Source organism: Kitasatospora sp. NPDC093102 (assembly GCF_040683915.1).
Taxonomy (GTDB): domain Bacteria; phylum Actinomycetota; class Actinomycetes; order Streptomycetales; family Streptomycetaceae; genus Kitasatospora.
In genome coordinates, this window is sequence record NZ_JBFBFA010000015.1 from 18,306 (window position 1) to 30,705 (window position 12,400).

The following is a 12,400-nucleotide window of genomic DNA, read 5'->3' on the forward strand; positions in this document are numbered from 1 at the left end:
CCGAACCGGGTGGGACGATCCGCACGTCACACGGAGCAGGACGTCGGGAGAAGGGCGGGTGGCCGCGATGGTCGGTGCGGTTCTGGTGGGGGTGCTGGTCCTGGTCGTCGCGGGGTGCGGCTGCGTGGTGTGGGCCGACCGGGGCGGGCCGCGCTGGACCCGGGTGGTCGCGGCCCTCACCCTCGGCGCGGGGAAGGCGGTGCGCAGCTACCAGCGCAACCGGCCGCGCCGGGTGGAGAACAGCGGTGGGGACGGTGACTGAGCCGCCGTCCGGGCACGAGCGGCGGGGCCGTCGGGACGCGGCGCGTCCCCGGCCGCCGGGGTGCGTGGCGGCCGGGGACGCGAGGGGGTGTCAGCTCTCGGTGGAGCGGCGGCGGGCGGCCACGACCAGCGCCGCGCCCGCGGCGAGGGCCGCGGCGGCGCCGCCGGCCTCCCAGCCGAGCCCGTCGCTGCCGGTGGAGGCGAGCGCGCCGGAGCCGGTGGTGCCGGTGCCCGTACGGGTGGTGGTGGTCCCGGTGCCGGTGGTCTCGGTGAGGCCGGCGGGCTGGACGGTCTGCGGCTGCTGCCCGGAACCGTCGGTGCCCGTGCCGTTGCCGTTGCCGGGCTTGACCGCCGCGGCCTCGTCCTCGGCGCGGGCCTTGGCCCAGCCCTCCTTGAGGAAGGCCGTGATGTCCGCGTCGCTGCCCTCCAGCGCGGCCAGGGCGGCCTTGTGCACCTCCGGGCCGCCGGTCTCGGCGATCTGCGAGACCTTGAGCCGGTTGTCGCCGGCGCGCAGCGCGGGCAGTTCGGTGGTCAGGAAGCGCCGCACGTCGGCGGCGGTGCCGTCCATCGCCTTCTGGGCGGCCGCGGCGGTGTGCGGGCCGGTCGCCGGGTCGGCGATGACGCGCAGCACCTCGACCCGGTCGTCCTCGAACTGGGCCTTGGCGAAGCCGCCGTTGAGGAAGGCCTCGACGGCCTCGTCGGTGCCGGCGTCCAGCGCCTTGCCGGCCGCCTCGCGCACGGCCGGGCCGCCGGTGTTCATGAGCTGGGCGAGCTTGACCCGGTTGTCGTCGCCGCGCTGCTTGGGCAGCTCGGTCTCCAGGAAGTGGCGCAGTTCGGCGGCGCCGCCCTTGAGGGCCTTCTCGGCCGCCTCGCGCACGCCGGGGCCGGTCTGCGGGTCGGCGAGGATCGCCTCGACCTTGGCGCGGTCCTCGTCCTCGGCGCGGGCGGCGAACTGGCCGGTCGCCAGGAAGTCGAGGACGTCCTGGTAGGTGCCGTCCAGGGCCTTGGCGGCGGCCAGGCGCAGCGCCGGGCCGGCCCCTTCGGCGCCGTCCGCGATCCGGGTGAGGCGCACCAGGTTGTCGGGCCGCTGCTTCTCGGCGAGTTCGACCTCCAGGAAGTGGCGCAGCTCGGCGGCGCCGCCCTTGAGGGCCTTCTCAGCCGCCTCGCGCACGCCGCGGCCGGTCTGCGGGTCGGCGAGGATCGCCTCGACCTTGGCGCGGTCCTCGTCCTCGGCACGGGCCGTGTACTGGCCGGTCGCCAGGAAGTCGAGGACGTCCTGGTAGGTGCCTCGCAGCGCCTGGTCTGCGGCCTTCTTCACGGCCGGGCCGCCGCGGTCCTCGATCTGGGCGACCCTCACCCGGTTGTCGGTCTGCCGGCTCTCGTCCAGCTCGACCGTCAGGAAGTGCCGCAGCTCGGCGGCGCCGCCCTTGAGGGCCTTCGCCGCGTTCTCGCGCACCTTGGACCAGCTGGGCGAGTCCGCGAGGATGCGCTCGACCTCGGCACGGTCACGCTGCTCCTGCCCGTCGCCGTCCTCGGGCGCGGCGTCCTTGACGGAGTCCGACCCGGTGTCGGGACCGGAGACGCCGGTCGGCTTCGGGGCGTCGGCGGCCGAGGCCGTGGCGGGGAAGAGGACGGCGGGGGCCAGGACCGCGGCCGCGACGACAGCGGACACCCGGGGCAGCTTCATCGAGAGCAAACCTGCTTCGTGTGAAGGGATCATGAACGACCGACAGCATAGATCCACTTTTACGATTGCCATACCAATTTTTGTGCCGGCCTCTCGGCCTCCCCGGCCGACGGCATGTCACACCACGTCGCCACGCACCCCCCCGCCCGCCCGGGGCGCTACGAGACGGGGCTCGCCCGTCCACTGCTTCCCGCGCTGGGACGAAGGCCGCAGCAACTGGGCCCCTCGCACGCTGACGCAGACAGCGGGCACGGCTGGCTACCCTTGCCCGCATGTCCGCACTGTCTCTTTCCCCACTCCGTTTCTCTCCGGACGAAATCGCCGAAATCGTCGGCATCTACGCGAGCAATCCCGAATACTGCCGCGCCGCCGGCGAGTACGACCCCGAGAACATTCCGACCGGCCGGGTGGAAGCCGACCTGCGCGAGGAAGCCGATACCGAAGGCTGCGAGGTCCTGCTGGCCCGCGACACCGAGGGCCGGACCGCAGGCCTGGTCTCCCTGCTGCACAAACACCCCGGAGACGGGCATCCCTGGATCGGACTGCTGATCGTGCACGGGAATCAGCACCGGCGGGGCATCGGTCGGCTCCTGGTGGATCTGGTCGAGGACCGGTTCCGCGGCCAGGGCCGAGACGGCATCCGCCTCGCCGTCCTGGAGAACAACCCGACGGCTTCGGCCTTCTGGAACTCAATGGGCTGGCAGGAGATCGACCGCCGTCCCGACGTCCAGCACGGCCGCCCCTGCATCGTCATGCACAAACAACTGACCTGAGCCCTCTGGAACAACTCGCCTAAGGTGTGGCGGATGAGCTTCCACCTGGTCGTCGGACACGGGCCCGCCGGGGCCGCCACCGCCCGCCTGCTGGCCGAACAGGGCCACGAGGTCCGGGTCGTCACCCGCACCGGACGCCCCGCCGGGCCGGCCGTCCCCGGCGTCGAGCACCTCGCCCTGGACGCGAGCGACCCCGTACGGCTGGCGCAGGCCGCCCGTGGTGCGGCCGCCGTCCACGGCTGCGCTGCGCCGCCGCTGCCGCAGTGGACCCGGCTCTGGCCCGCGCTGACCGCCTCGCTGTGCGCGGCGGCCGAGGAGAGCGGCGCGGTGCTGGTCATGCTCGGCAACCTGTACGGCTACGGGCCGGTGGCGGGAGCGATGACCGAGGACCTGCCGCTCGCCGCGACCGGTCCCAAGGGCCGGGTGCGGGCGGCGGCCTGGGAGCAGGCGCGGGCGCTGCACGAGGCCGGGCGGATCCGGGCGGTGGAGGTGCGGGCCTCGGACTTCTTCGGCCCCGGCGTCACCGACGGCGGCCACCTGGCCGCACGGGCGGTGCCCCGCCTGCTGAAGGGCCGCCCGGTCGCGGCGCTCGGCGACCCGGACACCGCGCACAGCTGGACCTACCTGCCGGACGTGGCCCGGGCGATGGCCGAGATCGCCGGCGAGGAGCGGGCCTGGGGCCGGGCCTGGCACGTGCCCACCGCCCCTCCCCTGTCGGTGCGCGCGATGGTCGACCGGCTGGCCGCCGAGGCCGGCGGCGGGCCGGTCGCGGTGCGCCGTCTGCCTGCGGCCGCCTTCGCCGTGGCGGGGGTGTTCTCCCCGCTGCTGCGCGAACTGCGGGAGGTGCGCTACCAGTTCGACCGGCCGTTCGTGGTGGACTGCTCCGCGTACGAGGGCGCGTTCGCGGTGCGGGCCACGCCGCTGGACGAGCAGCTGCGGGCGACGGTCGCCTGGTGGCGCGAGCGCGTACAGCCGTAGCCGGCCGGCGCTCGCGTGGGGGCTGGAGTCAGTGCTTGAGCGCGTCCGCGCCGCGGTAGCCGGCCGGCACCCCTCCCCCGGCTTCAGCCGGGGGAGGAGTCACGACCTACGACGGCTGCCGGTCGATCGGCCCGGTCGTCACGCTCCCCCCTGTGGCGAGGCCGACCGGCTGACCTGCGGGCCGCCGGGGCGCGTTGTCGCAGATGGGGCCTAAGGTTCGGCCCATGAGCGTTCCCGAGGTCATCCCGATCCAGTACCTGCCCGACTACCGCACCCGCACCATCGGGCGGTGCGAGGGCGGCCAGTTCTACGCGTCCGTCGTCGCGGCCTTCCCCGAGGGCTGGAGCGGCGACGACTGGCAGGCCGTGAAGCGCTGGCACGCCGTGCTCCACCGCTTCGACGAGGCCGGCCGCCACCTGGACTCGCGCATCCGGTCCACCGGCACGACGGCGGACGGCGAGAAGCAGGCGGTGGCCGCGGCCCAGCTGCTGCTGGAGGAGTGGCTGGACGCCCTGCCGGGGCGGCACTACCAGGACATCGCCATCGCCCCCTTCGAGGTCCGCTTCGAAGGAGCCCTGTTCGGCCTGGTCCTGGAGGAGGACGCAGACGAGGAGGACGAGGACGAGGAGGACGGCGGCGTCTGGATGGAGCTCTATCCGGACGGGCTGGCCTTCTCCTTCCCCTGGAACGGCTGCTACGACACGTGAGCCGCGGTGGTCGGCCCGCGCTGCCCGTTCCTCGCTAGGCTCGGCGGTGCCAGGGTCTCCGGTGGGAAGGCGGGGTGTGCGCGTGCTCGGGTACGACGCGGACGGGTTCGTGCGGGGCGGGGTGCCGCACCGGGTGGTGGCCGGGGCGGTGCACTACTTCCGGGTGCACCCGCAGCTGTGGGAGGACCGGCTGCGGCGGGTGCGGGCGCTGGGGGTGAACACGGTGGACACCTACGTACCGTGGAACTTCCACGAACTTCCCGACGGGACAGTGGACTTCACCGGCTGGCGGGACGTGGCGCGCTTCGTGCGGCTGGCCGCCGGCCTGGGGCTGGACGTGATCCTGCGGCCGGGCCCGTACATCTGCGCGGAGTGGGAGTTCGGCGGGCTGCCGGCCCGGCTGCTGGCGGTGGACGGGCTGCGGCTGCGCTGCGCGGACCCGGCGTACCTGGCCGAGGTGGACGGCTGGTTCGACGCGCTGGTGCCCGAGCTGCTGCCGCTGCTGGCGAGCCGGGGCGGGCCGGTGGTGGCGGTGCAGGTGGAGAACGAGTACGGCAGTTACGGCGACGACGCCGCCTACCTCGCCCACCTGCGCGACGGCCTGGTGCAGCGCGGGGTGGACTGCCTGCTGTTCACCACCGACGGCGCCCACGACACCATGCAGCAGGGCGGCGCCATCCCCGGCCACCTGGCCACCGTGACCTTCGGCTCGCGCGCCCCCGAGCGCCTGGCGGTGCTCCGCCGCCACCAGGGCGAAGGCCCGCTGACCGCCATGGAGTTCTGGATCGGCTGGTTCGACCAGTGGGGCCTGCCCCACCACGTCCGCGACCCGAAGGAGACCGCCGCCTCGCTGGACGAACTGCTGGCCACCGGCGCCTCCGTCAGCCTCTACATGGCCCACGGCGGCACCAGCTTCGGGCTGTGGGCCGGCGCCAACCACAGCGGCGCCCACCCGCTGGACGCCGGCTACGAGCCGACCGTCACCAGCTACGACTACGACGCGCCGATCGGCGAGGCCGGCGAGCTGACCGAGAAGTTCCACGCCCTGCGCGAGGTCATCGGCCGCTACCTTCCCCTGCCGGACGGCGAACTGCCCGACCCGCCGCCGCGGGTGGCACCGCAGCGGCTGGAACAGGCGCACGGGCGCGCGACGCTGGCACAGGCCCTGGATGCGCTGTCGCAGCCGCAACGGCACGCCGCGCCGCTGCCGATGGAGCAGGTCGGCCAGGACCGCGGCCTGCTCCACTACCGCACCCGCGTACCCGGACCGCGCCCCGAACTGCCGCTGCGCATCGACGGGCTGGCCGACCGGGCGCAGGTGTTCGCGGACGGGCGCCCGCTCGGGGTGCTGGAGCGCAACTCCCCCGGCGCGACGCTGGCGCTGGCCACCGGGCCCGACGGGGTCGTGCTGGACATCCTGGTCGAGGCGCTGGGCCGGGTGAACTACGGCCCGCAGATGGACGACCGCAAGGGCATCACCCGCGGCGTCTCGCACGGCCACCAGCGGCTCTTCGACTGGCAGATCCGTCCGCTGCCGCTGACCGACCTGTCCGCGCTGCGTTTCACCGACGGCGTCGAGGCCGGTGACGGGGAACCGGCGTTCCACCGCTTCACCGCCGAACTCCCCTCCCCCGCCGACGCGTTCGTCGCCCTGCCCGACTGGGGCCGCGGACTGCTGTGGCTCAACGGCTTCCTGCTCGGCCGCCACTGCTCCGCCGGCCCCCAGCGCACCCTCTACGCCCCCGCCCCGCTGTGGCAGGCCGGTGCCAACGAGCTGGTCGTGCTGGAACTCGAACGGCACGGCACGGCAGTGGAGTTGCGCGACGAGCCGGACCTCGGCCCGGTCGCGGCGGCACCCAGCTCCGAGTACTGAGGCACCCCCGCCACCCGGTCAGGCTCCGAGCAGGACCGCAAGGACGGCGCCGGGCCCGCACCCCCGGCCCCGGGGTCAGGTCAGTCCCACCAGAAGGACCACTGGTGGGAGCCGACCAGCTGCTCGGCGTACTCGGTGAGGGTGCCGGTGCCCTGGAAGACGAGGTCGGGGCAGAAGGCGGTGTGCTCGGCGGCCAGCGGGAGCGCCTCGGCGAGCGTGGCGGGCGGCACGGGGACGCTCAGTTCCAGGGTGTCGAAGCCGGCTTCGACCACCTGGGCGCCGAAGCGGCGCTCCCAGTCGGCGAGCACGGCGGCGATCTTGGCGATGTCGTTCTCGTGGTTCGCGGGGCCGCTCCAGCCGCACACCGCGAGTGCGTGGGCGCCGCTGTCGGCCCGGACCAGGCCGAGGCGGGCGTCCTCGACGGACTGCAGCACCTCGGCCAGCTCCCGGGCCTCGGTGCCGGCGGCGCCGTCGGGCACGGTGACGGCGGGGGCGGTGCCGGGCCAGGTGAGGCCGTAGGGGGCCAAGATCTCAGCGAGTTCGTCCTCGTCCCCGCGGTCGTCCTCGTCCTCGCCGTCGCCGGTCTCCCACCAGGTGCTCAGCAGGGCGGCCGGGTCGTAGAGGTCGGGTACGGAGGCGTCGCTCGGGTACAGCTCGCCGGACAGCCAGGGCCGGTAGTCGTCGCCGCTGCGGTCCAGCGGGGTGAGCAGCAGCGGCCACAGCCCGGTCTGCGGGTGGGCGCGGTGCAGCCGGCGCCACAGCCCGGCGGGGGCGGGGGCGTCGCTGATCCACAGCAGCGGCTGCCGCCCGTCGTCCTCGGTTACCAGACGGCCGGGCGGCAGGTCGACGGGCAGGGCGGTGAGGGCGGCGGCGAGGTCCGGGTGCTCGGTCATGCGGCTCACCGTAGGGGCGGGCACCGACAACGGGCGGGCTCGGCGGCCCGGCCCGCCTGCGCCCGCACGCCCGCACGCCCGCACGCCGGTACGCCGGTACGCCGGTACGCCCCGGCAGGCTCCACCAGGGCACCGCCCTGCCACCCCGCCCACCGCCGAGCCCCGACACCCACGGCAGACTCCCCCACCGGCCCCTCAGGACCAGGGCAGCCCCGCCCGGGTGCGCCAGTACGCCTCGGCGGGCTCCGCCATGGTGTCGAGGGCGGCGAGGTCCTCGGGTGTCGGGCGCAGGCCGGCGGCGGCGAGGTTGGAGGTGAGCTGCTCGGGGGTGGCGGCGCCGGACAGGACGATGTCGGCCCAGGGCTGGGCGGCGGCCGCGGCCAGGGCGAGGGCGTCGGGCGTGGTGGCGGTGCGGGCGGCGAGGGTGCGCAGCGGGGCGGTGTCGGGGCCGGTGGCGTTGCGGCCGGCCAGGCGGCCGTTGGCCATGCCCTCCTTGACCACGACGAGCCAGCCGGCCGTGTGGGCGTCGGCGAGGGCGGGGGCGGCGGAGGCCTCCAGCAGGTTCCAGGTGGCCTGGACGGCGGTGAACAGCGGCCGGCCGGCCGTGGTGACGGCGAGGGCCCGGCGGATGGTGTCGGCCTGGGCGGGGCCGCTGGTGGACAGGCCCACCCGTACGCCTTCGGCGGCGAGGGCGGCGAGGCGTTGGTGCAGGGCCGGGGCGGTGAGGGCGGGGCTGTCGGGGGTGACGGAGTGGACCAGGTAGACGTCCAGGTGGTCGCCGAGCAGGGTGCGGGTCTCGTGGATCTGTCGGTCGTAGACGGCCGTGGAGTGTTCCTTGACCTCGTGGGCGGCGACTCCGCTGGTCTGCCAGTCGGCGGTGTAGGTGTAGCCCCATTTGCTGCCGATCGTCATCTCGGCCGCGGCCTGGGGGTGTTCGGCGAGCCACTGGCCGAGGAACTCCTCGGCGCGGCCGTAGGAGCGGGCGGTGTCGAGGTAGCGCACGCCGGCGGCGTACGCGGCGTCGAGCAGGGTGTGGGTGCGTTCGCGCAGGGCGTCGACGGTGCGTTCGGCGGGCAGGTCCGCGTCGCGCCCGAGGTTGATGTATCCGGGCCGGCCGACGGCCGCGGTGCCCAGGCCGAGGCGCGCGGGGTGCGGACGCGCGGCGGGGGTTGCGGTGGCGGCGGGGTCGGTCGGCATGGCGGGCTCTCCTCGGGCGCGATGGTTCTCACCTGGGACTTTAGCCGCGCCGGATCAGCCGGCGGTGATGGTGCCGTGCTCGCGCTCGCGTTCGCGACCGGGCCCGGTCGAGGGCTCGGTCATGGGTTCGGCCCAGCCCGAGGAGGAGGTGCGGACGGCCTGGACGGGGGCGGCGATCGGTGTCTCCAGGGGGCGGGCGGTGCGCACCGGCGCGGCGCCCGGGGCGACGGCCTGGTCCAGGCGCAGCACGAAGTTGACGTATTCGAGCGCCTTGCCCGGCCAGTGGCAGTCGTTGCTGGTGAGCAACTGGCTGCGCAGGCCGCCGTGTTCGGTGACCGGTCCGGGGGTGGTGCGCAGGTTGGGCTGCCAGCTGCGGCCCCACAGGTGGTGTTCCAGGGACAGCGTCCAGCTCTCCTCGTCCACCTCGATGGTGGCGCCGACCCGCCCGGGCAGCACCCGCAGCCCGTACGCGCCGCGCACGACCGCCCGCTGGTCGAAGTCGGCGTTCCTGCCGACGACGGTGATCCGCCACGCGCCGTGGAACCTGAGCATGCCTGTCTCCTGACGCCGCGGCGCCCGCTCCGGCGGAGGGCGCCCCCGTCCGCGTCTACGGCCCCGGCCCGCCGGCCGGCTCAACAGCGGGACGGCCTGCGCTCGGGACGCATCCGCGTTCCGAGTCTGCCGATCGGCAGGTGCGGCCCGTACGTTGGTCCTCCTGCGGGATGGTTCGGTTGCGGCCCGGTCAGCGCCGGGCGGCGGCCAGGGAGCGGAGCTGGACGTGGACGGCGGCGGGCTCGGTGCCGGTGAGGGCGGCGACCTCGGTGGCGGACAGGTCGAGGACCAGGTGCAGCAGCAGGACGTCCTGCTGGGTGGCGGTGAGGTGGGCGACCGGGCCGAGCGGCCGGGGGCCGGCCAGCGTGCAGACGCGGCGGCGCACCGCCTGCCAGGCGCAGGCCGCCGGGCTGGCGGTGGACAGGGCGTCGAGCCAGTGGCCGCCCAGCTCCTCGAAGGCGTCGCGGACGGCCAGTTGCGCGTCGGCGTCCGGCAGGAGCAGTGCGGCGTAGTCGAGGTAGTGGCGCAGGTGGAGGTCGTGCAGCGCCCACAGGCCCAGGGCGGGCCCGGGGGTCGCCGGACGGCGTGGTGGTGTCGGCATGGTGGTGTCCCGAGGTGGCGCGGGTGGGTGCTGGTCCGCGGCCGGGGCGCGGGTGGCGCTCCCCGGCCGCGGACCGGGTCACACGAGCACCGACGGGCTGTCGTCGGTGCCTTCGCGGCCAGCCGCAGCGGGGTGACCGGGGCCCTCGTCCCGTTCGGCGGCAAGGCTGTTGCGCAGGGTCGCCCACAGCCGGAACAGGATGTCCGTCGGGGTGCCGGCGCTGGAGGACTGCATGGCCCGGGCGAACTCGCTCTGGTACGTACGCGAGTTGACCGGCAGCGGGGTGCGGGCGTTGTTCGTCCGGTCCCAGGCCGCCGCCCACAGGGCGCGGCGGGTCTCCCTGACCCCGCAGACCTCCATGTACGCGAGGAAGACGGGTTTGCGCAGCGGGGCCTCGCCCTTGAGGACCAGGGCCAGGGTGCTGGAGGGCAGGCGTCCGCCCCGGTCGCGGGCCCGGCGGTCCAGTTCCCTCAGGGAGGGCCATTCGGCCTTGCGGCGCATCTCGTGCATCGCGCGGCGCAGGTCCGCGAAGGAGTCGACCTGTTCGGGGTCGACCCGCCGGGGTGCGCGCAGCCGCCGGCTGCCCGAGGGGCGGGGCACGTGGGCCCAGTAGTTGGCCTGGCCCCACTTGCGCCGGGCCGTCTTGAGGTCGCCGCCGCATTCGCGGGTGACGGCCTCGACGACCTTCCAGCTCGGCACGGAGCGCCCGCCGGCGGCCCGTTGCAGGGTGGTGGGGTGGTAGTTGGTCCGGGCGGCGAGCTGACGGTACGTCAACCCTGCCTGCTCGCGCTGCTCTCGCAGCCAGACGGCCAGCCGGCCCAGCGCCGGCTCGGTCGCCTCGATCGGATTCTCTCGGCGTCCCATCGCAGACAGGCGCTCTTCCTAGGCCCGCTCCCGTCGGAGCCTTGCGGCCAACAGGCATCCGCCCGCGGCCAGTTCGAACGCGGCCCCGGCCGACATGCCCGTCGCCACCAGGGCGGCGGCCAGCGCGACCGTCAGGACGACCACGACGACGACCACGGCCGTTTCACCGACCACGAGCGGCCGGTACGGGCGCGGGCGCAGCGGTACCGGTTCCGCTGCCGCGCAGTGGGTAGGGGTGTGGGCGCGCTTGTTCCGTTTCCTCGCCATCGAGGAGGCCTCCATATCACTGTCCACTCCAACTGGTGGGCACTTGTGCGGTTGGCGTCGCACTGTGTGCCCGGTGGCATCACACTCTGTCAGGCGTACGGGTGAATCCCAATCGGTTCGGTGAACATCGCGAAGATTGATGCGCCACGGTCCCGGCCCCTGGCCGCAATCTCGTGAACGCCCTATCAGGAAGGCGCAGTTCAGCGAAATGAAACCGGATTTTGATGCGCCTTTGTGCAGCATGCCCTTGTGAGCCGTCCTGGCTGGATGTGACGATTTGCAGCGGCGTCACCCGGACCCGCGGGTCCGGAACCCGGGGGCGCTGTTCACTCCAACAATTCGGGAACATCGGCAGCGGGCCGTGTTGGCGCATGGGTCCGCCCGAACAGCAGAGACCGCCCGGCCCTGGTGGCCCGAGCGGTCTCTCTGCGTTCCCGGCGGTGGCCGGGACTCCGGTGGTGACGGCTCCCGGCCACCGATCCGCCACCGCCGGGCCGCACGCCCCCCACCGCAGAGCGGCGCTGCGCGGGCAGTCGGGCTACCGGAGGTACCGCTCGATCGCGTCGGCCCCGCGCGCGGCGCCTCCGCCGCGGACGGCCCGGCGCATGGCCGCGAGGTTGGCGCGCACTCGGCACGGCTGCCACCCTGACAGCATCGACGGTGCGGTGCCGGCGAGTTGGCGTGCGTGGGAAGTCGGGGCAGTAGCTGCGGTGACCGGTGCCGACGGCACGGCTGTGATGACATCACCCTGACGCACAGCGGTCAGGCCCGGTGCGCGAACGTCAGGTCGTGACCGGTCAGCTCGCAGCTGGCCGCCCACAGCCGCGCGGCGGTCGCGGTGTCGGCCAGGTGGTTCCAGAGCGGCTCGATCCTGGGCGCACCGCGCAGCCCGAACGCGCGGGGGCTCCACATCTGGCCGCCGCGCACACCCGGGTCGAGCACGGCCCGGACGGCGGGCCACGCGGCGGCGTCCTTGCCCTGGACGACGAGCCCGAGCGGCAGGTGGCGCAGCCGCTCGCCGGTGGTGCGGACGTGGACCGGCGGGCGCGAGGGGGTGAGGGAGTCGAGCGCGCCGCCGGGGTGGACGAGCACGCTCAGCGTCGTGCTGCGGGCAGCGCGCAGGCAGCGGTCGAGTTCGAGGGCGAAGAGCATCTGGGCCAGCTTGGAGCGCGCGTAGGCGCGCTTGGGCCGGTAGTCGTGCGCGCCCTGGAGGTCGTCGAGGTCCAGGTGCTCGGACTTGGCGGCGAAGCTTCCGATGGTGACGATCCGGCTCCCGGGAGTGGCCGCGAGCAGGGGTGCCAGGTGGTGGGTCAGCGCGAAGTGCCCCAGGTGGTTGGTGGCGAACATCAGCTCGTGCCCGTCGACGGTCTCGCGGCGCGGCGGATGGTCGAGCGCCACACCGGCGTTGTGGACGACCGCGTCGAGACGGTCCAGCCCGAGCGCGTCCACGGACGCGCCGAGCGAAGCGAGGTCGGCCAGGTCCAGGGGTACGTGCCTGACGTCGGCGCCGGGGACGCGCGAGCCAATGGAGGCGATCGCCGCCTGCGCCTTCACCGGGTTGCGGCTGCCGAGCACGACCGTGGCCCCGGTGGCGGCGAGCTGCTCGGCGACGAAGTACCCGATGCCCGCGTTGCCGCCGGTGACCAGGAAGCGCCGCCCCTCGGCGCGGGGCAGCCGGTGGACGTCCCACGGTGGGGCCTGGGGCAGGGAGGGCATGGTGGGCTCCTGGAACTCGGAGTGGTGATCT

General features: G+C 74.6%; 13 protein-coding genes. 5 read left to right on the plus strand and 8 right to left on the minus strand.

Annotation, left to right across the window (positions count from 1 at the left end; all coding sequences use genetic code 11):
• Nucleotides 1-67: 67 nt before the first annotated feature.
• Nucleotides 68-262: a hypothetical protein gene (locus AB0O11_RS20610; RefSeq protein WP_363389109.1), complete on the plus strand. Its 195-nt coding sequence runs from the start codon at nucleotides 68-70 to the stop codon at nucleotides 260-262.
• A gap of 90 nt (nucleotides 263-352) precedes the next feature.
• Here the strand turns inward: AB0O11_RS20610 and AB0O11_RS20615 are convergent, their stop codons facing one another.
• Nucleotides 353-1,933 (minus strand): ALF repeat-containing protein, encoded by a 1,581-nt coding sequence (locus AB0O11_RS20615; RefSeq protein WP_363388756.1) that lies wholly within the window; start codon nucleotides 1,931-1,933, stop codon nucleotides 353-355.
• 287 nt (nucleotides 1,934-2,220) lie between these two features.
• On the opposite strand from AB0O11_RS20615, the gene AB0O11_RS20620 reads away from it, so the two are divergent.
• The 4 genes from AB0O11_RS20620 (at nucleotide 2,221) to AB0O11_RS20635 (ending at nucleotide 6,279) form a co-directional block, all read left to right on the plus strand.
• Nucleotides 2,221-2,721, plus strand: coding sequence for a GNAT family N-acetyltransferase (locus tag AB0O11_RS20620; protein ID WP_363388759.1), 501 nt, complete (start codon nucleotides 2,221-2,223; stop codon nucleotides 2,719-2,721).
• Between the two features lie 33 nt (nucleotides 2,722-2,754).
• On the plus strand, nucleotides 2,755-3,699 hold the full coding sequence (locus tag AB0O11_RS20625) for an NAD-dependent epimerase/dehydratase family protein (protein WP_363388762.1): 945 nt from the start codon (nucleotides 2,755-2,757) through the stop codon (nucleotides 3,697-3,699).
• Nucleotides 3,700-3,923: 224 nt separating this feature from the next.
• Nucleotides 3,924-4,406 (plus strand): hypothetical protein, encoded by a 483-nt coding sequence (locus tag AB0O11_RS20630; protein ID WP_363388765.1) that lies wholly within the window; start codon nucleotides 3,924-3,926, stop codon nucleotides 4,404-4,406.
• Nucleotides 4,407-4,482: 76 nt separating this feature from the next.
• On the plus strand, nucleotides 4,483-6,279 hold the full coding sequence (locus AB0O11_RS20635) for a beta-galactosidase family protein (protein ID WP_363388768.1): 1,797 nt from the start codon (nucleotides 4,483-4,485) through the stop codon (nucleotides 6,277-6,279).
• A gap of 80 nt (nucleotides 6,280-6,359) precedes the next feature.
• Here the strand turns inward: AB0O11_RS20635 and AB0O11_RS20640 are convergent, their stop codons facing one another.
• From AB0O11_RS20640 to AB0O11_RS20670, 7 genes are all read right to left on the minus strand, one after another.
• On the minus strand, nucleotides 6,360-7,172 hold the full coding sequence (locus AB0O11_RS20640) for a DUF4253 domain-containing protein (RefSeq protein WP_363388771.1): 813 nt from the start codon (nucleotides 7,170-7,172) through the stop codon (nucleotides 6,360-6,362).
• 195 nt (nucleotides 7,173-7,367) lie between these two features.
• Nucleotides 7,368-8,369: an aldo/keto reductase gene (locus tag AB0O11_RS20645; RefSeq protein WP_363388774.1), complete on the minus strand. Its 1,002-nt coding sequence runs from the start codon at nucleotides 8,367-8,369 to the stop codon at nucleotides 7,368-7,370.
• 54 nt (nucleotides 8,370-8,423) lie between these two features.
• A complete protein-coding gene (locus AB0O11_RS20650; RefSeq protein WP_363388776.1) occupies nucleotides 8,424-8,921 on the minus strand; it encodes a hypothetical protein in 498 nt (165 codons plus the stop codon).
• A 190-nt stretch (nucleotides 8,922-9,111) separates the two neighbouring features.
• Nucleotides 9,112-9,522 carry a sigma factor-like helix-turn-helix DNA-binding protein gene (locus AB0O11_RS20655; RefSeq protein ID WP_363388779.1) on the minus strand — a complete coding sequence of 137 codons (411 nt, stop codon included), beginning with the start codon at nucleotides 9,520-9,522 and terminating at the stop codon, nucleotides 9,112-9,114.
• A 78-nt stretch (nucleotides 9,523-9,600) separates the two neighbouring features.
• Nucleotides 9,601-10,386, minus strand: coding sequence for a helix-turn-helix transcriptional regulator (locus AB0O11_RS20660; protein WP_363388782.1), 786 nt, complete (start codon nucleotides 10,384-10,386; stop codon nucleotides 9,601-9,603).
• Between the two features lie 18 nt (nucleotides 10,387-10,404).
• Entirely contained in the window at nucleotides 10,405-10,653 is a 249-nt protein-coding gene (locus AB0O11_RS20665; protein WP_363388784.1) for a hypothetical protein, read from the minus strand.
• A gap of 762 nt (nucleotides 10,654-11,415) precedes the next feature.
• Complete coding sequence (locus AB0O11_RS20670) at nucleotides 11,416-12,369, minus strand: SDR family NAD(P)-dependent oxidoreductase (protein WP_363388787.1); 954 nt, start codon at nucleotides 12,367-12,369, stop codon at nucleotides 11,416-11,418.
• Between the last annotated feature and the right edge of the window lie 31 nt (nucleotides 12,370-12,400).